Origin of the sequence: Flavobacterium sp. 5 (assembly GCF_002813295.1) — a bacterium.
Taxonomy (GTDB): Bacteria; Bacteroidota; Bacteroidia; order Flavobacteriales; family Flavobacteriaceae; genus Flavobacterium.
Genome location: NZ_PHUE01000001.1, coordinates 1,753,842 through 1,777,698, shown reverse-complemented (window position 1 = coordinate 1,777,698; position 23,857 = coordinate 1,753,842). Strand labels below are relative to the sequence as shown.

Annotated in this window: 12 protein-coding genes; 5 read left to right on the top strand and 7 right to left on the bottom strand. The window is 33.8% G+C overall.

Annotated elements, in window-relative coordinates; translation table 11 throughout:
* Positions 1-48 precede the first annotated feature (48 nt).
* Positions 49-1,086 (bottom strand): LacI family DNA-binding transcriptional regulator, encoded by a 1,038-nt coding sequence (locus tag CLU82_RS07330; protein ID WP_100842475.1) that lies wholly within the window; start codon positions 1,084-1,086, stop codon positions 49-51.
* A 501-nt stretch (positions 1,087-1,587) separates the two neighbouring features.
* Between CLU82_RS07330 and CLU82_RS07325 the strand changes: the two genes are divergently transcribed.
* The 5 genes from CLU82_RS07325 (at position 1,588) to CLU82_RS07305 (ending at position 12,433) form a co-directional block, all read left to right on the top strand.
* A complete protein-coding gene (locus CLU82_RS07325; RefSeq protein WP_100842474.1) occupies positions 1,588-4,752 on the top strand; it encodes a TonB-dependent receptor in 3,165 nt (1,054 codons plus the stop codon).
* Between the two features lie 11 nt (positions 4,753-4,763).
* Positions 4,764-6,398, top strand: a complete 1,635-nt coding sequence (locus tag CLU82_RS07320) for a RagB/SusD family nutrient uptake outer membrane protein (RefSeq protein ID WP_100842473.1) — start codon at positions 4,764-4,766, stop codon at positions 6,396-6,398.
* An 18-nt stretch (positions 6,399-6,416) separates the two neighbouring features.
* Positions 6,417-7,802, top strand: a complete 1,386-nt coding sequence (locus tag CLU82_RS07315; RefSeq protein ID WP_100842472.1) for a glycan-binding surface protein — start codon at positions 6,417-6,419, stop codon at positions 7,800-7,802.
* Positions 7,803-7,853: 51 nt separating this feature from the next.
* A complete protein-coding gene (locus tag CLU82_RS07310) occupies positions 7,854-10,070 on the top strand; it encodes an endo-1,4-beta-xylanase (protein ID WP_100842471.1) in 2,217 nt (738 codons plus the stop codon).
* Positions 10,071-10,447: 377 nt separating this feature from the next.
* Positions 10,448-12,433: a glycoside hydrolase family 97 protein gene (locus CLU82_RS07305; protein WP_100842470.1), complete on the top strand. Its 1,986-nt coding sequence runs from the start codon at positions 10,448-10,450 to the stop codon at positions 12,431-12,433.
* Positions 12,434-12,534: 101 nt separating this feature from the next.
* Here CLU82_RS07305 and galB read toward each other — a convergent pair whose 3' ends face one another.
* From galB to CLU82_RS07275, 6 genes are all read right to left on the bottom strand, one after another.
* A complete protein-coding gene (galB, locus tag CLU82_RS07300; protein WP_100842469.1) occupies positions 12,535-15,264 on the bottom strand; it encodes a beta-galactosidase GalB in 2,730 nt (909 codons plus the stop codon).
* Between the two features lie 178 nt (positions 15,265-15,442).
* Complete coding sequence (locus tag CLU82_RS07295) at positions 15,443-16,462, bottom strand: glycoside hydrolase family 43 protein (RefSeq protein WP_100842468.1); 1,020 nt, start codon at positions 16,460-16,462, stop codon at positions 15,443-15,445.
* 26 nt (positions 16,463-16,488) lie between these two features.
* The gene (locus tag CLU82_RS07290; RefSeq protein WP_100842467.1) at positions 16,489-17,922 is read right to left on the bottom strand and encodes an MFS transporter; all 1,434 of its coding nucleotides are present in this window, start codon (positions 17,920-17,922) and stop codon (positions 16,489-16,491) included.
* A gap of 274 nt (positions 17,923-18,196) precedes the next feature.
* Positions 18,197-21,373 carry an efflux RND transporter permease subunit gene (locus CLU82_RS07285; protein WP_100842466.1) on the bottom strand — a complete coding sequence of 1,059 codons (3,177 nt, stop codon included), beginning with the start codon at positions 21,371-21,373 and terminating at the stop codon, positions 18,197-18,199.
* A 78-nt stretch (positions 21,374-21,451) separates the two neighbouring features.
* Positions 21,452-22,516 (bottom strand): efflux RND transporter periplasmic adaptor subunit, encoded by a 1,065-nt coding sequence (locus CLU82_RS07280; protein ID WP_100842465.1) that lies wholly within the window; start codon positions 22,514-22,516, stop codon positions 21,452-21,454.
* A 1-nt stretch (position 22,517) separates the two neighbouring features.
* Positions 22,518-23,855: a TolC family protein gene (locus tag CLU82_RS07275; protein WP_100842464.1), complete on the bottom strand. Its 1,338-nt coding sequence runs from the start codon at positions 23,853-23,855 to the stop codon at positions 22,518-22,520.
* Between the last annotated feature and the right edge of the window lie 2 nt (positions 23,856-23,857).

Below are 23,857 nucleotides of genomic sequence, written 5' to 3'. Positions count from 1 at the left end.
CTACAATTATTTCTCGGATTACATTTTCTAAATTGAGATGTTATTTTACTAGTTTTTGATTTTTTGACTGGATTCACGAACTAAAACTTCTGTATTTAAAAAGGTAATTTCCTTAACATCATCTTTTTTGGCAGATTTTAAATTTTTCAAAATAATTTCAGCAGAAGCCCTACCCATTTTCTCTGCAGGGTGTGTAATAGTCGAAATATTTGGATCAATGATATGAGAAATAGGGTCATTATTAAAACCAATTACAGCAATATCTTCGGGAACTTTTAAACCTCTTTTTTTGGCTGTCTGTACTGTACTTACTGCAATAATATCTCCCGATGCAAAAACGCCATCTGGCATTGGATTCATGTCAAACAATTTGTTGCTTGCCTCAACTCCTTCATCGTAAGTAACCTCTTTTAGATTTATAATTAATTCATCTTCAATTGGTAAACCAAAATCTTTTAATGCTTCTTGATATCCTCTTTTTCTTTCGTTATATAAATTCCCAAATTCTGAGCCAGCAGTAATATGAGCAATACGTTTGCAGCCTTGTTCGATAAGGTGTTTTGTTGCTTTATAACCCGCTGCATAGTTGTCAATAACTACTCTAAAAGTGTTGTAATCTTTTGGAACCCTATCCACAAAAACAAGTGGAATATTGTTAGCTGTGAATTGCTCAAAATGTTTGGTGTCACGAGTTTCCATCGCCAAGGAGCTGATAACACCACTAACTCGATTACTGTATAATGATTTGGCTAAACTAACTTCTACTTCATAGGAGTCATGAGATTGCATAATAATTACGTTATAGCCAGATTTTTGAGCTGTGATTTCTATACCACTAATCAATGATGAAAGGAAAGGCTGTGTTATAGTTGGAATTAAAACACCAATAGTTTTGGTTTTATTACCACGGAGTCCAGCTGCCAAAGTATTTGGGACATATCCCATTTTTTCAGACATTTCCTTAACCTTTTTGATGGTTTTTTTGCTGATAGTATGATGATCTTGTAAAGCTCGCGAAATAGTTGAAGTAGCAAGGTTTAACTTTTCGGCAATATCATAAATTGTAACATCCTTATTCTCTTCCATAATGATTAAAGTTCTAAAAACAAAGATATCTAAATTAGTCAAAAGTGGGCTAAAAAATAATTATTTCATTTTTTTTATAAAAGAATAACTACAAATTATTTGTTTCTGCATTTTTATTATAATTAAACATTGTTTAAAAAATGATTGTTTTAAAAATTACTCTAACGTTTTCGTAATTCTTTTCTTTTAAAGTTGATTTTCTTTTCGATGTTGCTTTTTTATGTTTTTTTTAAGTAATCAAATGAATCATTAGATATTTTTCATATTGAGAGTTTGGTTATTAAATTATTTTGAAGAATATTTATAATTTTTGCAAAAAATATATTTTATTTTCATTTATATGGGGTTATTTTTTTGTTGTTTTCAAAAAATATATACACAACCGATTGCGTATATTGTATTTTTATATATATTTGTTCAATACAAGTTTTACAAATACTATTAATAATGAAATTAAGAATTTAACTAAGCCAAACTATAAATTAATTAAATTAACTATTTATGACTAAATTTTTATTTTTTAAAGGCGGACATATCAAACAATTCGGATTTACAATTCTAATGTTTGTATTTTACGCACACATGAATGCTCAAACAACAGTTTCTGGTGTTGTTTCTGATGCAAAAGGACCTATACCTGGTGTCAGTATTTTGGTTCAGGGAACAACAAATGCTGTTGCTTCAGATTTTGATGGAGGGTATACCTTGCTAAACGTCCCAGATAAAGCGATGATAACTTTTAGTTTTATTGGTTACAAAACACAAACGGTTGCGTTGTCGGGTAGAAAAAAGATTAATATCATATTAATCGAAGATATGAAAACACTTGACGAAGTAGTAGTAGTAGGATACGGTACTATGAAACGTAAAGATTTAACTGGTTCTGTTGCTTCTGTTTCCAGTAAGTCTATTTCACAAACAGTAACTACATCTATCGAGCAAGTTTTACAAGGACGTGCCGCTGGGGTTCAAGTATCACAAAACAGTGGAGCACCAGGAGCTTCATCTTCGGTTAATATTCGAGGTATTAGTAGTATAAACGGGGCAACACAACCTATTTATGTTGTGGATGGAGTTGTTATTGATAGTAATAATGGAAGCTTAAATTCAAATCCAATTTCGGTAATTAATCCAGCAGATATCGTTTCTATTGATATCTTAAAGGACGCTTCTGCAACTGCAATTTATGGATCTCGTGCGTCTGGTGGAGTAATTCAGGTGACAACTAAACGAGGGAGAAAAGGAGATTTATCTTTAAATTTTGATAGTTATGTGGGATGGCAAGAAATTCCAAAACATTTGAATGTGTTAAATCTTCAAGAATATGCTGTTTTAAAAAATACACGTTCAGATTTAGGAATCGTAGAAAAGGATGCTAATTTTATTCGTCCTGATTTGTTGGGAGAAGGTACTGATTGGCAAAACGAATTGTTTAATCAAGCATTGATGCAAAATTACAATTTGTCAGCTTCAGGAGGTTCTGATAAAAGTACGTATTATATGGGAATTGGTTATATGGATCAAGATGGAATTGCTGAAGGATCGATGTTTAGCCGTTTTAATTTGACAAGTAATTTAGATTCTCAAGTAAAAGATTATTTTAAGGTAGGGGTGAATTTTGCCTTAAGTAATACGAAACAGAATACTACTATTAATGATGGATCTTTAATTCTTACCGCATTAAAACAAACTCCAAATGTGGCAGTACGTAATGCAGATGGTTCTTTTGATGGCCCTGACACCGATCAATTTGTGCAAAACAATCCTGTTGGATTGGCTTCTATAAAAGACAATAATAATGAAGGGGTAGGTCTAAGAGCGAATACTTATGCTGAAATAACTTTTACAAAAGGGTTAACATTCAAAACACAATATTCTTTGGATTATGGTTTTACAAGTGCATATACTTTTGATCCTTCTTATACTTTTGGTGCGATTACAAATGATATTCGCCAAGGTACAAGAACCAAGAGTAACAGTAAAAACTGGATCTGGAATAATGTTTTAAATTATAATCATAATTTTGGAAAGCATTCTATAAATGCAATGTTAGGGCAGGAAGCACAAGAGAATCATTGGGAAAGTTTATACGGATATATTTCAGGTTATTTAACCAATACTTCTACTGATTTATCTATGGGTGACCCCACTACAGCTAGGGTAACAAATAATAGTAACAATAGTTCATTGAGTTCTTATTTTAGTAGATTATTTTATTCTTTTGATGATAAATATTTATTAACTGCAACTATTCGTCGCGATGGTTCTTCGAAATTTGATGAAGACAACCGTTGGGGATGGTTTCCTTCAGCTGCTTTTGCCTGGAAAGTTTCTAATGAAGCATTCTTAAAAGAAAATAAAGTTATTAATAATTTAAAACTTCGTTTAGGTTGGGGAGCAGTAGGTAACCAAAATGTACCTAATTATGCCTATACTTCAACTTATAACTCAAGTGCTACTGCTAATTGGGGAACTGGATTATTGGCTTCCAATACAGCAAACAAAGAATTAAAATGGGAAACTACGTATTCCACTAATATTGGTATCGATTTAGGTCTTTTCAATAATCGAATCGAGTTGGTTGCTGATGTGTATTACAAAAAGACTGATGATTTAATAAATCAATTGGCATTACCAGCTTATGTTGGGACATCAGGATCAGGATCTACTACTCCTCCTTGGTATAATATTGGATCACTTGAAAATAAAGGACTTGAAATCGCTTTGAATACTGTTAATATTCAAAACAAAGAATTTACCTGGACTAGCAATTTTATATTTTCAATGAATAGAAATAAAGTTTTGTCCTTAAACAGTGATTCAGGACATTATGACGGAACAGTTCAACAAGGTTCAGATGTCACTGTGGTTACTCGTACAGCAGTTGGACAACCAATTAGTCAATTTTATGGCTACAAAGTAATTGGACGTTTTGAAAAAGCAACTGATTTTTATTATAAAGATGCTGCTGGAAATGTAGTGCCAACAGCGCTACCTAAAGACATGCAAATTGGAGAAAATGGAGTTTGGATTGGAGATTACATGTTTGATGACGCTAATAAAGATGGTGTAATTGATGAAAAAGATTTGCAATACATCGGTAATCCACTTCCTAAGTTCACTTTTGGTATTACTAACACCTTCTCATATAAAGGATTTGATATGAGTATTTTCTTAGATGGATCTTACGGAAATGATGTAATGAACTATCAACGTCGTTGGTTAGAAAATCCTCGCGAAAGCACCAATTTATTAGATACTGCTTTGGGGTATGCTCAATTAGGTTTAATTAATCCTGATGGACCAAATGATTATCGTAATGTTCAAATTGTCGATGGAGATTCTAACATGCCTCGTATTGCTGCTTCGTCTGCTTCATCAGCTTCGAACTACCGTAATAGTGATCGTTTTGTAGAAGATGGGTCTTTTGTACGTATCAAAAACATTTCGATAGGATATAATTTGCCAAGTTCTTTTGTTTCAAAAATTGGACTAGCAGGAGTAAAAGTGTATTCTAATATGCAAAACATTCTCACATTTACTAAGTATTCAGGATACGATCCAGAAGTAGGGACATTAAATAATAGTGCACTTTATTCGGGTATAGATAATGGTCGTTATCCATCGTCACGTATTACTACTCTTGGAGTAAATGTTAAATTCTAAACACAAAAAATATGAAAAAGATACATATTAAACGCATTTTTCTTTTTGTTGCATTGTCTTTTTTGGGAACTAGTTGTAGTGATGACTTTCTTAATAAGGAACCAAATGATTTGATAACCAAAGAGAATTTTTATAAAACCGAAGATGATTTTAAAGCAGCTACGGCTCCCTTATATAACAAAGTATGGTTTGATTTTAACGATAAATTTTACTACGGATTAGGAGATGGCCGTAGTTATAACTTATACGCTCCTTATTCTGACTATATTTATCCTTTTGCCGATTTAACGGAAACAGGATTAACAGGTCCATTAGTATCAGCTTGGGGATCTTTGTATAATGTGGTACAGCAATCTAATAATGTTATTATTGGAATTCAGGATAGTAATCTGGATAGCACCGTTAAAAACAAATATATTGCCGAAGCCCGTTTTATGAGAGGAACTGCTTATTGGTATTTGGCTTCTTTATGGGGAAATGTAATTATTTCTACAGATCCAGCAGATTTAGTAAAAAATCCTATAGTGAATACCAGTCCAGTAAAAGATGTGTATGAATTTGCTATTCGTGATATGGAATTTGCTGCAAAATTTCTTCCAGAAGCGGCACCACAAACAGGACGTTTAACAAAGTATAGTGCATTCGGAATGTTATCTCGTTTGTATTTGTCAGTTTCGGGTTTAAGTGATAATCCTAATTCAGGTACCAGAAATCAAGATTATCTTGACTTAGCAAAAAAAGCAGCTCAAAAAGCCATTAGTGGGCCTTATGCCTTAATGGATAATTATGCTGATTTATTTAAAGTTGATAATAACAATAATGTTGAATCTATGTTTGCTTTGCAATGGGTACCTAATGGTAGTTATGGAGTAACGAATACACAACAAGCTTATTTTGCTTTAGGATCAGATATTACGGGTGATGATGCAGCTTGGGGATATTGGACAAGAGCTTCTAATGACATTTTATATGAATATGAAAGTAAAGATATAAGACGTCACGATACATGGATGGCTGACAATGATTTTTATCCAGAAATTAGTGTTGCAAACGGAGGTTATACAGTAGATCATGCCAATACTTTTGTGAATGTCAAAAAAGGTGTAGTTGGCTCAACTAAAGATAACCCTAAAATTTCTAAGCAAAATTCTGCTCTAAATACATATATGTTGCGTTTGGGAGAAGTGTATCTTAATTATGCAGAAGCTACATTAGGCAATAGTGCAAGTACATCAGATGGGGTTGCCTTAGAGTATGTGAACAAACTAAGAGTAAGAGCAGGACTTGAACCTAAAACTGCATTGACATATCAAGATATTATCCATGAACGCAGGGTAGAATTGTGTATGGAAGGACAATATTGGTATGATTTAGTAAGAAGATCGTATTATAAACAACAAGAAGTGGTTAACTATATCACAGGACAAAGTAGAGGTGTTATTGTGCCAATTACTTATGATGCTGCAACAAATACTGTCTCAGTAGATGCAACTAGAGATAATTCACCAAGAGCTATAGGGGCGATAGATACGTCAATATTTTTATTGCCTTATCCAGAATCAGAAGTAATTCAGAATCCATTATTAAATGTAGCACCTGTTCCTTATAATTTCAATGATGAAAAAATAACTGATTTATTTAATTAAAAACTGAAAATACAAAATATGAAAAATTTTATTTTAAATAAAAAGTATTGTACAGCTGTTACAATTGTATTTGTGATGTTGGTTTCATTGTTATTCAATGCTTGTGAGAACAATGATAGTGCTGATAGTAGTGGGCCTATAACGATAAACAAAGTGTATTTGGAGGATGTAAATTCCTCTGTGCCAGATAGAGTAGTTAGTTTTGCACGTTTAGGGCAATTGATTCGTGTTGAAGGGACTGGTTTTATAGGATTAAAGAAAGTATATATTAACGGTTTTGATACCTATTTTAATGTTGTATATGTTTCAAATACTTCTATGTTGATCAATATTTCAGATGATACTCCAACCATAGATGCCGAGCCTACAGTTCGTAATACGATTCGTTTTGTAAATGATTCAAACGAATTTACTTTACCATTTGAAATTCGTTCGGGAGCTCCTGTAATTACTTCGATTTCTAATACAATGCCAAATGCAGGCGAAATGATTACAGTATATGGTACAGGCTTGACAGAAGTTAAAAAAGTCGTTTTCCCAGGAAATATTGAAGTTAGTACTGGAATCACTTCTGATGAAGATGGAGAATTTTTCACAGTAACTGTTCCTACAGGAATTCCTGCAGAAGGAGGTTCTCTATTAGTTGAAAGTGCTAATGGAGGTGCTTATTCACCTGCTTATTTTAATTTCAAAAAAGGAGTAATCCTTAATTTCGACGGAAGTGGTACCCATGGTTTTTGGAGTACTGCGACTACGCCTAGTATGATTGCAGATACAGATTTAGAATCGGCTTTATTGGGTACAGGTAATGTTTCTCAAGGAAAATATGTACCACATCGTCCAGCACGTATCGCTTCTTTTGCTGCAGGAGCTAATCGTTGTTCTGAAGTTTGGACAGCTGGAACTGGTACAGATAATTGGAGAGGTCAACTAACGCCTTATATCCCAGCTTCAACTCCATTAGATAAAGTTGCTTTGCAATTTGATATTTATGTTCCAAATGTATGGACAAATACAGGTTACTTAAAAGTATGTTTAATTAATAATTTCAACGCTGGTGCATGGTCTGGTGCTTGTTACAATTATGTTCCTTGGTTAACAGAAGATGGAAAAGTAAAAGCTTTTCAAACTACTGGATGGCAAACTGTAACTATTCCGTTAACTAAATTATATAGTTATGCAACTGGAGATTTTACATTTGAAGACGTTCTTAAATTTAGAGAAGCGGCTACTTATCAGAATTTTGGTTTATGGTTTGAAAATTCTAATGTCAAATGGAGTAATGTTTCTGGAACTGCGAGTGAGCTTGAATTCGCAGCTTCTGCAACTTCAGTAAGCGTATATACAGATAATTGGAGAATAGTATCGTTAGAAACACCAACATATAGCGATTTCCCTAATTAAAATTAATGCAAAAGCAAAAAAAAATTCGTTTCACCCAAAAAAAATAGTAGAATGAAATATAATAAAATACTACCAGCAATTGCCTTATCCTGCATGCTGTTTACATCTTGTGATGATAATTTAATGGATTGGGGAAAAGATCCTGATCACGGTGATATTACATCGGCAGAACTTCCATTGGAACTTGCCGAAAAAATAAGCCGTTACGAACCGCTTAAAACCTATACAGATTTCAAACTTGGATCTGGAATAGATTTGAATTTATACATGAATGATGCTGTTTACCAAAGTCTTGTGAACGAAAACTTTGATGAGGTTACTTTAGGGTATGACATGAAACATGGTCCAATGGTAGCTGCTAATGGAGACCTTAAGTTTGATAAAATAGATGCTTTTATTGCTAAAACTAAAGAAGCTGGTTTGTCTGTTTTTGGGCATACTTTGGTTTGGCATCAAAATCAAAATGCAAGTTATTTGAATAGCTTAATTGCTGCAACAATTATCCCAGGAAGTAGTGGGCCAAGCTCCCTTGATTTGACTGCTTTAAAAGCAGGTGCACTTACTGGTTGGTCAGCATGGAATGCAGGAGCTGGGATTACGGTTGTAGATGGAGCTGGATTGGTAAGCGGTACTAAAGCTGTTAAATTGATTTCAAGCGCTTCATCATCTTCACCTTACCAACTGCAATTAATTACGCCTTTAATTCCTATTGTAAGTGGTCATAAATATGAAATTTCATTTTTCATTAAATCAGATCAAACAGGTCAGGGGCGTGTTGCTTTTGATGCTGTTCCTGCTTTGACAAATTCATACCCTCAAAAAGATTGGTATGGTACAGGTGCGGCAAAGTCTAGCTTCTTTGCAACAAATTCTTCATGGCAACAAGTTAAATTTACATTAGATGGTGCTGATTTTGTTGCAGGAAGCACTAATTTTAAATTTAACTTTGATTTAGGTTCTTTACCAAACGTGACTTATTATGTTGATGTAAACACCATTGCAGCAGTTGATTTAGATGCTGTTCAAACTGTTACAAATTTAATTACAAATGGTAATTTTGAAAGTGGAGCTCTATCTCCTTGGTCTGGTTATGGAAATAATTCTACACGTGCTATTTCAGCTAGTGGTGCAGGACATAGTGGAAATTATGCTATGGTATTAATGAATCCTGCTGCTGCTAATAATTATGAAGCGCAACAAGTATTCTCTTTAAGTACACCATTGGAAATAAATAAAGAATATACCTGTACTTTTTGGGTAAAATCAGATGTGCCAGCTGCTTTGCAATTTGAATTACAAGGTGCAAATTATAATGCTGATTATTCAGGAACATTTAATGTAACAACTTCTTGGACTCAAGTAGTAAAAAAGATTACAACGACTAAAGGGGATAGAGCTAAATTTATTTTCGATTTTGGAGCAACTGCTGCAACATTTACTATTGATGATATTGTACTTACAGATGGTTCGACAACAGGTGGAGGTGCAGGAACACCAGCAGTTACTATTGAAAAAACGGATGCCGAAAAAGCGACTCTTATAGGTGGTGCAATGGAAAATTGGATTTCTAAAATGGTAGGTCATTACAAAAATGATATTCATGCTTGGGATGTAGTAAACGAACCAATGAAAGAAGGTGGTAGTTTACGTGATGGAGTTGTAAATAATCCTGCTGCTGACGAATTTTATTGGGTAAAGTATTTAGGTAAAGATTATGCCGTTACTGCTTTCAAATTAGCTCGTCAATATGGAAATGCTACTGATAAATTATTCATTAATGATTATAATTTAGAAGCTAGTTTGGCTAAATGTGATGGATTGATTGAATATGTAAAATATATTGAAAGTAAAGGAGCTACTGTTGATGGTATCGGTACACAAATGCATATTACATTGAGTACAAACAAAGACCAAATTGCTCAAATGTTTCAAAAACTGGGAGCAAGTGGTAAGTTGATCAAAGTTTCGGAATTGGATATTGCTTTAGGTACTAAATCACCAACTTTAGAACAATTAGCAAATCAATCTGCTATGTATCAATATGTAATTGATTCATACAGACAATACATTCCTAAAGCACAACAATATGGAATTACAATCTGGGGTGTTTCGGATAATGTAGAAGAACATAAAAACTGGTTAACTGATCAAGCACCAAACGTTTGGGATGCTGAATACAAACGTAAACATGCTTACAAAGGTGTTGCTGATGGTTTAGCAGGAAAAGATGTAAGTAAAGAATTTACGGGAGATATTATAATTCCATAAAGATTTAAAAATATTTTTAATTGGTTAAATCCCTTTCGATACAAATTCAGAAATGAATTTAAATCGGAAGGGATTTTTTTTGTTGTTTATTCGTAGGGAAAATTTTGTCTGCGTGCCATTGTTTTTTTTTTATTTATATAGTGTCGATTCTATTCTTAATGTAATCTCCAAGATTTATCGAATATGTGTAACTATTTTTCCGGTATGAATATCTAGTTAATACTCAAAAAAGAATGCAATCTGGATAAAGTTGCAGTTTGAAGTTTTTTAATTAATTCTATGCTTTTACGCAAAAAGTGTTAAATATACACTTATTTTTATAAGAGAAAGAAATATTTGATATTTTTGATTCTCACAACCTTATATAAACCAAAAAAATGACCATTTTTAATTTAAAACAACTACGCTTAATTAATTTTAAAGCGTTTTTATTCTTCTTATTTTTTAGTTTTTTTGCAGTCCATTCACAATCCAAACAGATTACAATATCTAGTCCTGATGGGAAATTGGTAGTTAAACTTGCCGTAAACAATGCTGGGACGACTTACAGTGTTTCCTATAATGGGAAATTGTTTTTAGAACCATCACCACTTGGATTAAATACAAATGTTGGTGATTTTAGCACAGGATTAATGTTAAAGGATAATCCAATTCAAACTAACATTGATGAAAGTTATGAATTGCCTAACATCAAGCAAAGTAAGATTCATTATGTAGCAAATGAAACTGTATTTTCTTTTACGAAGGAAAACAAAATAGCAATCGATATTATTTTCCGAGTAAGTAATAATGACGTGGCTTTTAAGTATAAACTGTATCCGCAAGAACAGGCCCTTTCGGCGGTTGTAAAAGAGGAAGCATCAGGGTTTATATTACCAATTGGGACAACTACTTTTCTTTCTGCTCAAAGCAAGGCTATGGTTGGCTATGCCAGAACAATGCCGAGTTATGAAATTCCATATACTGTAGATGGTCCTATTGGTGAAAATGGCAATGGAGATGGATATACTTTTCCTTGTCTTTTTAAGGTTAATAATAATGCATGGGTTTTAATTTCAGAGACGGGAGTGGATAGTGGTTATTGTGCCAGTAGATTATTAGGTCATGATAAAGGTCTGTACACAATAGGTTTTCCAATGGAAGGGGAAAACAATGGCAATGGAACATCGGCTCCAGGAATTGCTCTCCCTGGCGAAACACCCTGGCGTACCATTACAGTTGGTGAAACCTTGGCACCTATTGTTGAAACTACTGTCCCATTCGATTTAGTAAAAGCTCGTTTTGAAGCTTCTCAAAAATACCAATATACGAAAGGATCATGGAGCTGGATTATTGGTATGGACGAAAGGACGGTTTATGATGAGCAAGTTAGGTATGTCGATTTTAGTGCTGCAATGGGTTATGAAACTGTTTTGGTAGATGCACTTTGGGATACTCAAATAGGGAGAGACAAAATTGATGTTTTAGCAAAGTACGCAGCAAGCAAAAAAGTTGGTTTGTATTTATGGTATAATTCTAATGGTAATTGGAATGATGCTCCTCAAAGCCCCAGAGGGATTATGAATAATACAATTGTGAGACGTAAAGAGATGGCGTGGATGAAAAAAGTTGGTATAAAAGGAATTAAAGTAGACTTTTTTGGTGGTGACAAACAAGAAACGATGAAGTTATATGAAGATATTTTATCTGATGCTAATGATTATGGAATCATGGTCATTTTTCATGGAACGACCTTACCTCGTGGTTGGGAAAGAATGTATCCTAATTATGCGTCCAGTGAAGCTGTTCTAGCAAGTGAAAATCTTTCTTTTAGACAAGAAAGTTGTAATACAGAAGCTTTCAGTGCTACTTTGCATACTTTTATTCGTAACACAGTTGGAAGTATGGATTTTGGAGGAAGTGCTTTAAATAAATTTTATAATGACAAAAACATTCCTAATAAAGGTTCGAAACGAATGACATCAGATGTCTATGCTTTAGCTACAGCGGTATTATTCCAAAGCGGAGTACAACATTTTGCATTAGCTCCAAATAATTTGACAGATGCACCTCAGTGGGCTATCGATTTTATGAAAGAGGTGCCTACTACTTGGGATGAGGTCCGTTTTATTGATGGTTATCCAGGGAAGTATGCCGTATTGGCTCGTCGTCATGGAGATAAATGGTATATAGCTGGAATTAATGCTCAGAAAGAAACACTTAAAATTAAAGTAAAACTCCCTATGATTGCTTCTGGTGCTGAATTAAAGCAATACAGTGATGATGCATTATTAAAAGGGAAACTAAGTGAAACAAAGCTGAAAAAGAACCAAGAAATGGAATTAACTATTCCTTGTAATGGTGGAATTTTGATTGTGAATTAATGAAGTACTAACGGTTTTGAAACTAAAACAATAGGCTTATAAAAACTGAATTCTTATAAGCCTATTGTTTTTTTAAAGAATGATTTTATTCAGTGAAAATACTAGTTACTCTTGATTTCTATTGTTGTTTGCTTCAATCCATCTGAGGTAACAATTAATTTTAAAGTGCCTTTACTTCCTTTATTAGCACGAACAATTGCTAACGCCATTCCGTTATAGGCTTTACGGGTAAGAGAAGCAAAAGAAACTAAATCAGCTGGATTACCGTTATCGGTAGCAATGATTTCTCCCTCACCTTCTATTTTAAAAGTAATGGTATTATTAGCATCAGGAATCATTAAGCCTTTTGCATCTGTAATTTTTATAGTTATAAATGCAAGATCTTTACCATTTGCTTTAATAGTAGAGCGATCCACAGTGGCTTCAATTTTTGATGCTTTCTCAGTTGTCTTTACTATATCTTCAGCCCAAATTTTATTGTTTTTATAAACTATAACTTTTAATTCACCAGGCTCATAAATTACATTATCCCATCTCAAACGACATTCAAAAGCAGCTTTTCTCTTTCTTCCTAATGATTTTCCATTCAAAAATAATTCAGCTTCATCACCCGAAGTAAATACATGAACAGGAGTAATTTTCCCAATCCTATCAGGCCAGTTCCAATGTGGTAAAATATGTGCCATTGGTAAATCTGGTCGCCAACGAGATTGGTACAAATAGAATCGGTCTTTTTTAAATCCTGCTAAATCAATAATGCCACAATACGAACTACGAGCCGAATAATAAGGAGTTGGTTCGCCAATATAATCCCAACCGCTCCAAACAAATTCGCCCGCAACAAAAGGATATTTATCCTGAGTGGCAAAAACTTTATCAGGAGATGCTCCAAATTGAGCAGTGTACAATTCGTAAGCACTTACTTCTTGTGTTTTTGGGCTTCCGCCTGTAGTATCACTTACTGGTGCAGAATTTTCTATGGCAACAGGAAAAATATAGGAACCACGCGTACTCAAAGATGATGCTGTTTCACTGCTAACAATCATTTTCTCTGGAAATTTTTGTTGAAATGCAGGATATAAGGGAGAGGTACGAATTCCTTTTAAATGTGCATAAGCAGGAGCATCCCTAATTCCTTCGCCTTGATAATTAAGACTAATGAAATCCATAACATTAGAAAAAGGCATATCAGGTTTGGCATAGTTTTGTGAAGCTGATCCAGGTCTTGTTGGATCTTCTTCATGCACGATATCATGTAGTTCTTGAGCGATTTTGGCTCCTTCAACATCAGTGTATTGTTCTCCAACTTCATTACCAAAACTCCATGCAATAACGGAAGGATGATTTCGGTCACGACGAATAAAGGAACGAGTATCTGCTTCATGCCACTCAGGAAAAATTAAATGAAAATCATGTGGTGTTTTTTTTCGTTCCCAACTGTCAAATATTTCATCAATAACCAAAAATCCCATTCTGTCGGTTAAATCTAATAATTCAGGAGCTGGTGGATTGTGTGATAAACGAATCGCATTACAACCCAATTCGCGTAACATTTCCAATTGACGTTCTGCAGCTCTAACATTAAAAGCAGCACCCAAAGCTCCTAAATCATGATGCTGGTTAACGCCTTGTATTTTAACTTTTTCTCCGTTAACTAATAGCCCTTTGATGGGATTAAATTCAATTTTCCGAATTCCGAACGGAGTATCATATTCATCAACTTGTTTATTGTTTATAAAAAGTTGTGTTCTGGCAATGTATAAGTTTTGTTTTTCTGATGGATAAACACCCCAAAGTTTCGGGTTTTTAAGCTGAATTTCAATTTCATTCGTTTGTTGCTCTGTTGCTTTTAAATGAAAGGTATTTGTCGGAAATACAGCGACAGCTTTGTTTTTGGCTTTGCCTAAATTATCTGTTTCATAAAGCAGTGTTTTGGCTTCAACAATTTGTGTGTTTTTCGAATTGTTTTGCAATTGTAATGAAAGATTAATTGAAGCTTCAGATGTAGTGACTTTTGGTGTTTTTACAAAAGTTCCCCAATGCGCTACATGAACGGGAGCTGTTTTGGTAAGCCAAACATTGCGATAAATACCTCCGCCAGGATACCATCTTGCTGATTGATTGGGATTATCAATTCGGATAGCCAATTGATTAGTTTCTCCATAATGAATATAAGGAGTTAAATTTAATCTGAAAGAGTTATAACCATAAGGCCAGCCACCGACTAAATTTCCATTAAGCCATATCATTGCATAAGACATTGCACCATCTATATCCAGATAAATTTCTTTCCCGTTGTCGGTTGCTGGAAAATTTAATTTTTTGCGATACCATGCCACACCTTGACTTGGTAATCTTCCCATTCCTCCGCCTACTAGAGGTTGTTCTCCAGTATAAAAAGGCTGCTTTATAGCCCAATCATGAGGTAAATTTACTTTTTCCCAATTGTTATCTTGGAAGTTTTCTTTAACAAAAGGAAAATCTGCTCCTGGGTTTCCGTTGGGGCGGATGTGTTTTTTAGTTGGGTCTTTGATAAAATCATTAGCTGTGGGTAGAATCCAGTCTTTTAGTACAGGCTCTTTTGCTTCTGTTTTTACTGCTTCTGTTGGTTTGGAATCAGCTATTTTATTATCATTGGTGTCTTCAATTTTGGGGCGAACATCATAAATCAATTGATCTGGATTTTCGGTATAATGCATAAATTGCCACGAATCATTAATACTGATTCGTTCTCTTTTATAAGCTTGCTTCTGGCTATATAAACTAATATTGGTTCCAATGAATATTAAAATTAATAAACCAATGTCTGTTCGTTTAAATAATGTTTTCATTGTAATTGTTTTTAGTTTATAGTAATAATGTATTGGTCACAGACAGATTAAAACCACTGGATTAAAACTGTTTTGTTTTAACTCCTAAATACGGTTAACCACAAATTCAATCATAATTAATGGATGTGAATTTGTGGTAATGATTTTCTTTGTAGACTTTAAAATCCGTAGGAGTAATTTACTTGATATACGGATCAATAGTAATTATAGTGCCATCTTCTTTATGGTTTAATTCTGTAACTTTAATAGAACGTAAATGTGTAATCCCTTTCGAAAGACTTGAATCATGGTAAAATAAATACCATCTTCCATTTACTTCACAAATGGAGTGATGTGAAGTCCAACCAATTACTGGGTTCAAAATACGTCCTTGATAAGTAAAAGGTCCATAGGGGTTGTCACCAATTGCATAGCAAATGAAATGAGTATCACCTGTAGAATAGGAGAAGTAATATTTCCCGTTGTACTTATGAATCCAAGAAGCTTCAAAAAAACGACGAGCATTATCACCTGCAAGAATTTGTTTCCCGTTTTCGTCTAAAATAAGTATTTCTTTCGGTTCTTCATCCAATTGTTTTAAATCATCACTCAATCTTGCAACGATTGGACACAATGCATTTTCTTTTGCAGAAGGTTCTTCGTTAGTAATATCATATTTATTATTGCGGTAATTTTGAAGTTGTCCACCCCAAATACCTCCAAAATAAATATAATATTTTCCATCTTCATCTTCAAAAACTGCTGGGTCTATAGAATAACTTCCTTCAATCGGATTTGGTTCTGCTATAAAAGGTCCAATAGGTGAATCGCTTATGGCAACTCCAATTTTAAAAATTCCATCATATCCTTTAGCAGGAAAAAACAAATAATATTTTCCATCTTTGTGAGCTGCATCTGGAGCCCACATTTGTTTTTTTGCCCAAGCGACATCATCTACGTGCAGTGCAATTCCATTATCAATTGCTTCTGAATTTGGACTGTCCATAGAAATGACATGGTAATCTTCCATTCCAAAATGGTCGCCATTATCATTAAACGGAATTCCCGCTTCTATGTCGTGTGAAGGATAGATGTAAATTTTTCCATTAAAAACATGAGCTGATGGGTCGGCGGTATATATATTTGATACTAAAGGTTGTGAAATTGCATTTTTATTCAATTCGATAAAATCAATGTGTGCGATACTATCTTCGGGCATAATCTTTTGTTTGTATGTGTTTAGAATTAATCTCTTCTTTGTTTTAAATCATTTTCTATTTCCAATTCCATTTTTTTATCAATTTTATAAAAGAATAATAAGATTGCGCCCATTATAAAAGGGATGGAAGGAAATATACTTACTAATAATTTGATGCCATTTATAGCAGTTTCTGGTTGTGTAACTGAATTTGGAATGTAATTAAATGAACTTAAAAACAGCGTTGTTAATGAACCTCCAATACTTAAACCTGCTTTTAGTCCTACCATCATTGCCGAGAAAATGATGGCTGTGGCGCGACGGTTGTTTTTCCACTCTGAATAGTCTGCAACATCTGCAATCATAGCCCATAGAATCGGAATTGTTATTCCATAAAAGAAACCATGGAGAATTTGTGAGACAAACATCAAAACAACTGATGTTGGTGGAAAGAAATAAAAAGCCATTATAAATAAGGTCGAAATGAATAAAAACAACCTGAAAACATCTCTTTTACCATATGTATCGGCTAGTTTTTTTGAAAATGTGATTCCAACAATCATAAAAATGATTCCTCCAGCATTAAATAATCCAAATCCTGCTGAGATTGGATCGTTTCCAAAAAGAGTGAATCCAATAGAGTTAAGTCCGTCTAATATAGGTTGTACAAAAAGAGCTAGTTGTTCTTTATTTACATAATTTTCAAAATAATACACATAAGAGCCACCTTTCATTGCCAGTGATATGAAAACCAGAGTCGTTAAACTTAGCATAATAATCCACGGGCGGTTTTTTGTCAAATCACCTAAATCTTCTTTCAGACTTGATTTTTGTTCTGGTTTTGGGACAATTCGTTCTTTGGTTGTCAAAAAAGTAATGATTAACATAATGGTTCCAATAATTGCCAAAGCTGTCATTACCTTTTCAATTCCAACAGCTTTGTCCCCATTTCCAGCACTTTTTATAATGGCAAGCATAAAAACTTGTACAAAAAACTGAGCAAACATTACTGCCACAAATCGATAAGAAGACAAACTGTTACGTTCTTTCATATCTCCTGTAATTACGCCACTCAATGCAGAGTAGGGTAAGTTATTACTGGCATAAAATATTAAAAGGAATGTATAAGCCACTACCGCATATATTACTTTTCCCTGATATGAAAAATCGGGAGTAGTAAAGGCAAGTAATGCAATAATACCCAGTGGAACTGAGGTGAATAATATCCAAGGTCTAAATTTCCCCCATTTGGTTTGAGTTCTATCCGCTATAGCGCCTATGATTGGATTAAAAATAAAAGCCGCAATTAATCCCACAACCAACATAATTATGGATGAATCCTTAGCAGATAAACCATAAATATCAGTATAGAAATAGGCGAGATATGTCATTAATGTCTGGAAAACCAAATTTGCAGCCAAGTCGCCTAAACTATATCCGATTTTTTCCTTTACTGATAATTTTCCTGAATGTGCGCTCATATTCTTTTTTGGATTAATATATTAATTGTGGTATTATAGTTTTTGTTTTTTACGAGTTAAATTAAACTATTGTTTTATGTTAACAAATTAAAACAATCGGTTGTGTAAATATATATAAAACTTTATATAAAACAAGTATGAGTGTAATTTATACACTCATTTTTAAAGAATAGATTTTTTTTGGGTCAATTTGGGTTGTTGTTTTGGGAATTATTCAATAAAAAAGCCTGTTCAATTGATGAACAGGCTTTAAAATTATTAAATTAAAAAGATGTTAATGTGTATGTTTCGGATTGAAACCATCTTCACTTAATTCGGCATGCTCGTAATCAGCAACCATTTCAGCTTCATAATCGATTTTTTCTTCTTTAGAAAATTTAGCAATTATTTTTTCCATAATTTCATAGATTACAGGAACGATGATTAAGGTTAAGAATAATGATGAAATCAAACCACCAATAATTACCCAAGCCAAACCATTTTTCCATTCTGCTCCAGCTCCCGATGCCAATGCAATTGGAAACATACCAAATACCATCGCAATAGTAGTCATCAAGATCGGACGTAAACGAGCGTGGTTCGCTTGAATTAATGCTGTTCTGATTGATTCTCCTGCAGCTCTTCGTTGATTGGTGTAATCGACAAGCATGATCGCATTCTTACACACCAGACCAATTAACATGATGATACCTAAAATGGTAAAGATGTTCAGTGTGTTATTTGTTAATGCTAATGCAAATAATGCTCCAATAAACGAAAGCGGAATAGCAAACAATACAACAAACGGGTGAACAAAACTATCATAAAGACCAACCATTACTAGGTAAACCAAGATAATTGCAGCTAATAAAGCAATTCCTAACGTACCAAAACCTTCACTTTGGTTTTCTTGATCACCACCCCAAATGTAGTTTACTCCAACTGGTTTTTTAAGCTTGTCTAATTTTACTTGCCATTGTTGTACAATTGTTCCTGTAGGAACCCCAACATTTTGTCCTTGTACTGTTACAGAAGCCGATTTATCACGACGTTCCAATTGGCTAGGACCTGAACCTTCGGTAATAGTTGCAAATTGAGACAATTTAATTTGTTGTCCAGTACTGTTGATAAAAATCAAATTACTTACATCAGTGATATTTTTTCTATCAAAAGCATTGTATTTAATGTTGATGTCATATTCGTACTCACCAGCTCTAAATTTACCATCAGTGTTACCACTATATGCAGTCTGCATCGTCATACCCACTGTTTGAAGTGTAAGTCCTAAAGCTGCCATTTTATCACGATCTACTTGAACGTTGATTTCAGGATTTCCATCTTCAACAGTCAATTTTATTTCGGTTGTTCCTGGAATAGTACGCAATTCTGCTTCCGCTAATTTGGCAAAAGCCATTGCTGCTTCAGTAGAAGGACCTGTTACAATCAATCCTAATTTTGCATTTTCAGCAGTACCCAAAATACCTACAGGAACGGTTTTTACTTTAGCACCTACTAAAACTTTTTCCAATTTACGTTTGATTTTTGCTGCATAAACTGAAGCATCATCAGAACGTTTTGATTGGTCAATCATTTTTACATCAATCTCTGCTTTGTAAGCAGTAGCTTGCGAACCTCCCATACCTTCCGAAGTTTGACCTACGGTTGTAATTTGACTTTCTACATAAGCTTCATTTTTCAAAAAGGCTTCTGCTTTTTGAGTCATAAAGTTCGATTGTTCTAATGAAGCATCTTTTGGTAATTCGATTTGAACTAAAAACTCACCACTATCCGAAGAAGCGAAGAATTCACCACCAATAAAACCACCACCAAACAGTGAGAAAATAGTACCAAAGAACAAGACTAAAACAACTAAGATTGTTTTTATATAATGATCCAAACACCAGTTCAATAATTCAGAAATCCAATTAGTGAAACGAGTCAAATAGCTTTCAAAACCTAAAATGATTCTTCCAAATAAGTTTTTACCTTCAATATGTTCTAATTTTCCAAAACGAGAAGACAACCAAGGAATAATTGTGAACGAAGCCAATAATGATAATAAAGTAGATATAATTACCGTCACACAAAATTGTGTAATAATGTTTGATACCAATCCAGAACTCATTGCAATTGGTAAAAATACTACCACAATTACCAAAGTGATCGAAGTTACTGTTCCTCCAATTTCGGCAGTACCGTCATAAGAAGCACGAATACGGCTTTTACCCATTTCCATGTGCCTATAAATATTTTCCAATACTACAATGGCATCATCGACCAGAATACCTACCACAAGAGAAAGTCCTAGTAAACTCATTAAGTTTAAGGTGTATCCTAAAAGATAAATTCCGATAAAAGTAGCAATCAATGAAGCTGGAATCGAAACCATTACAATCAATGAGTTACGGATACTGTGCAAGAAAAACAACATTACAAAAGCTACTAAGATTACCGCGATTAATAAATCGTGCAATACAGAATCAGCTGCTTCTAATGTATAATCCGTACTGTCTTTTGCTATTTTTAAAGCTAACTCAGATTTTTTGTAATCAGCTTCCAGCTTTGTGATTGATTTTTTTAAATCAGCACTTACCGCAACGGCATTGGCATCCGATTGTTTAATTACTTGTAAAATAATCGCGCTTTTTTGATCTACTCTTGAGATTTTCTCTGCAATTTTTTGAGCATCTTGTACATCTGCAATGTCATTCAAACGCACTTCGATTCCGTCTTTTGAAGACACAACCAAGTTTCTTAATTCGTCAACACTTTTATATTTACCCGCTAAACGAATTAATATTTTTTGATCTCTTGTTTGAATGTTACCCGTAGGGAAATCAAGATTTGAAGTCAAAATAATTTGTTGTACTTGAGGAACTGAAAGTCCGTATCCCTGCATTTTTACAGCATCAAGGTTTACTTGAATTTCACGTTCTTGACCTCCAATAATGTTTACCTGAGCCACACCTTGTACGCGGGACAAAACAGGAGCAATCTTTTTATCAATCAAATCATAAAAAGCAGCTTCATCCATTTTTCCGTTGGCACCAATTGTCATAATTGGTAAATCACTCAAAGAGAATTTAGTCAAAGCAGGCGTTTCAGCATCATCCGGTAAATCACTAACTAATGCATTGATTTTACGTTGTGCATCATTCATCGAAATGTCAATTTTTGCATTTGATGTTAATGTAACCGATACAATAGACAAACTCTCGTAAGATTTTGAATCGATTTTTTTGATGTTTTCTAATGAAGCAACTCCGTCTTCAATTTTTTTGGTTACAGTATTCTCAACCTCACTTGGAGAAGCTCCAGGATAAATAGTAGAAATCGTAATTACGTTTTGTTCGAATTTAGGAATCAATTCGTAGCCCAATTGGCTATAACTGAACAGTCCACCAAGGGTCAGAATCGTGAAGAGCACGATAACTAACGAAGGACGTTTTATGGATATTTCGGCTAATTTCATATATGTTATTTTGAAGTAAAAGAGTAAATTATCAAATAAGGTTTAAACCTTAAGACTTTTGACTTTATGACTTATTAATTATTTGATAATTTCTACAGGATTACCATCTTGCAAGTTGATTTGTCCTGTAATAATTACAGTTTCTCCATCAGATAAACCGCTAATAATTTCAACCTGGTCACCTAAAATTCTTCCTGCTGTTACTTTTTTCAATTTAGCAATTCCATTTTCTACCACAAAAACTTCGTTACTGCTTACACTTCCAACAAAAGCATTTCTAGGAACGACTTTTAATTCTTGTTTTTGTTTTGTACCAAAACTTGCTGTTCCATACATACCTGCTTTGATAGCACTGTTAGCACTATTTGCAATTTCAATTTCTACTGGGAAATTTAAACTTTCATCAGCTTTAGGAGCGATAAAAATAATTTTACCTGTAACCACTTTATCAGGAAAAACACTTGAAGTTACTGGTACCGTATTTCCAATTTTCAAACCAGCTACTTGACTTTCATTTACAGTAACTTTTAATTTTAATTTTGAAACATCAACGATTTCGAACATTTGTGTTGGAGGCATTCCAGCTAGTATTGTTCCTGGCTCAATGAATCGTTTATTGATAAAACCTTTTATTGGAGCTTTAACTTTAGTGTCACCAACATTGATGTTAGCTTGTGTTAAGGCTGCTTTTGCATTAGTTAATTGTAACTTAGCTTGGTCTAATTGTTGTTTAGTAACACCGCCTGTAGTATATGCATTTTCGTATCGATCGTAGTCTGATTTTGCATTTTCATATACTGCTTTAGCGTTGTTGGCATTTATATTAATAACATCGCTTCTCACAATTACTAATGTTTGTCCAACAGTAACATAATCTCCTTCATCAACCAAAACGCTAATTACTTTTCCTGATTTTTCTGCAGAAAAATTCAATTCTTGAGTAGGAGCAAAGTTTCCATTAGCCACGAAGTCTAGTGAAAGATTCTCTGTTTTTACTTGTGCTACTTTTACAGAAACGGCTGCATTTTTTTCGGCAACAATATCCGTTTTAGCTTTGTTTTCTGCCTTGTTTTTAGTCAAAACAAAACCAATTAAGCCTAAGGAGGCTACGATTGCGATTATTGTAATTATTGTCTTTTTCATTTTAGTTATTTATTAGTGTTTTAAGTTGTCCTTTTGATTTGATTAATGCGACTTCGGCTATTTTATAATTTAAGATGGCTCTGGTGTAATTGTTTTGCGCTTCAAGTGATGCGTTTTGTGCATCTAATAAATCGGTTAATGAAGCTAATCCTTGAAGGTAATTATTTTTAGTGTTTTTCAAAATCTCTTGTGCCAATCGCATATTTTCTTTTTGATTGGTGATGGTAACATAGTTGTTTTCAATTTGAGCTTTTGCATTTCTATAATCCAAATCGAGTGAAAGTTGTGTGTCTTTGATATCTTCTTGAATGGATCTAATATCAACATCTGCTTGTTTTATTCTAGAGCGTGTTCCAAGTCCTGTAAAAATTGGAACTCTCATATTTAATCCAACTGCAGAGTAATCTGACCAATAAACTCCTTTGTTTGGTTTTGCAAACCATGGCATTTCTGGTCCTTGTCCTAAATAATTATAACCAGCAACCAAAGAAAGTGTTGGGTAAAGTTCTGCTTTAATAGCCGTTTTTTGAAATTCTAACAATTCTTCTTGTTTTTTCAAAAGCAAGTATTCTGTTCTGTTCTCTGTATTTGGAGCTTCCGCAAATGTTTCTGGTGTTATTTCATATTCATTTTGCGGAATTACAAATTGGTTAACGATAGGCATTCCCATATAGAATTTTAATGCGTTTTCTTGCAATTCCAATTGGTTTTTAACTTGTTGACGGTCCGTGTCTATATTAGACATTTTTACTACAATTCGGTCTAAATCTGTTTTTTTAGCCAATCCATTGTCAAATTGTCCTTTTACGATATCACGAACTTTAGTTGTATTAACATAATTACTATCCAATAAAACTAATCTTTCACGTTGTACATATACCGCATAATAATTGTTTGCTACTCTTTCAATTACTTGTTCCTCGGTTAATTGATTGTTTATTTGGTAGAATTCACGAGTAGATTTAGCAGCTCTCAAACCTGTAAAAACAGATAAATCAAAAAGTGCTTGGTTTAATGTAACTCCTGCACCAGAAGTCCAATCCTGACCAAAAGTAGCTTTAATAGACGTTCCCGGAGCACCAAAAGCAGCTCCATCAATAATACTAGTTTGTAAAATTGGATTGTACGTTAGACTTCCATTTGCTACGATCTGTGGTAAAGCTTTAGAGCGTATTTCTTGAATTTTGTACTCGCTATTTTCTATTTCTAACCTTGATTTTTTGGCATCAGCCTTATTTTCCAACGCGTAGTTTATAGCGTCTTTTAAGGTTAAAGTTTGTACTTGTGCATTGGCAGTTATCCCAATTGAACACAGAAGTAGGAGAATTATTTTTTTCATTG

What these genes read in the sequence shown, in the direction of transcription:
- CLU82_RS07330 (WP_100842475.1), bottom strand. Translation starts at nt 1,086, where the DNA reads ATGGAAGAGAATAAGGATGTTACAATTTATGATATTGCCGAAAAGTTA.
- CLU82_RS07325 (WP_100842474.1), top strand. Translation starts at nt 1,588, where the DNA reads ATGACTAAATTTTTATTTTTTAAAGGCGGACATATCAAACAATTCGGA.
- CLU82_RS07320 (WP_100842473.1), top strand. Translation starts at nt 4,764, where the DNA reads ATGAAAAAGATACATATTAAACGCATTTTTCTTTTTGTTGCATTGTCT.
- CLU82_RS07315 (WP_100842472.1), top strand. Translation starts at nt 6,417, where the DNA reads ATGAAAAATTTTATTTTAAATAAAAAGTATTGTACAGCTGTTACAATT.
- CLU82_RS07310 (WP_100842471.1), top strand. Translation starts at nt 7,854, where the DNA reads ATGAAATATAATAAAATACTACCAGCAATTGCCTTATCCTGCATGCTG.
- CLU82_RS07305 (WP_100842470.1), top strand. Translation starts at nt 10,448, where the DNA reads ATGACCATTTTTAATTTAAAACAACTACGCTTAATTAATTTTAAAGCG.
- galB (WP_100842469.1), bottom strand. Translation starts at nt 15,264, where the DNA reads ATGAAAACATTATTTAAACGAACAGACATTGGTTTATTAATTTTAATA.
- CLU82_RS07295 (WP_100842468.1), bottom strand. Translation starts at nt 16,462, where the DNA reads ATGCCCGAAGATAGTATCGCACACATTGATTTTATCGAATTGAATAAA.
- CLU82_RS07290 (WP_100842467.1), bottom strand. Translation starts at nt 17,922, where the DNA reads ATGAGCGCACATTCAGGAAAATTATCAGTAAAGGAAAAAATCGGATAT.
- CLU82_RS07285 (WP_100842466.1), bottom strand. Translation starts at nt 21,373, where the DNA reads ATGAAATTAGCCGAAATATCCATAAAACGTCCTTCGTTAGTTATCGTG.
- CLU82_RS07280 (WP_100842465.1), bottom strand. Translation starts at nt 22,516, where the DNA reads ATGAAAAAGACAATAATTACAATAATCGCAATCGTAGCCTCCTTAGGC.
- CLU82_RS07275 (WP_100842464.1), bottom strand. Translation starts at nt 23,855, where the DNA reads ATGAAAAAAATAATTCTCCTACTTCTGTGTTCAATTGGGATAACTGCC.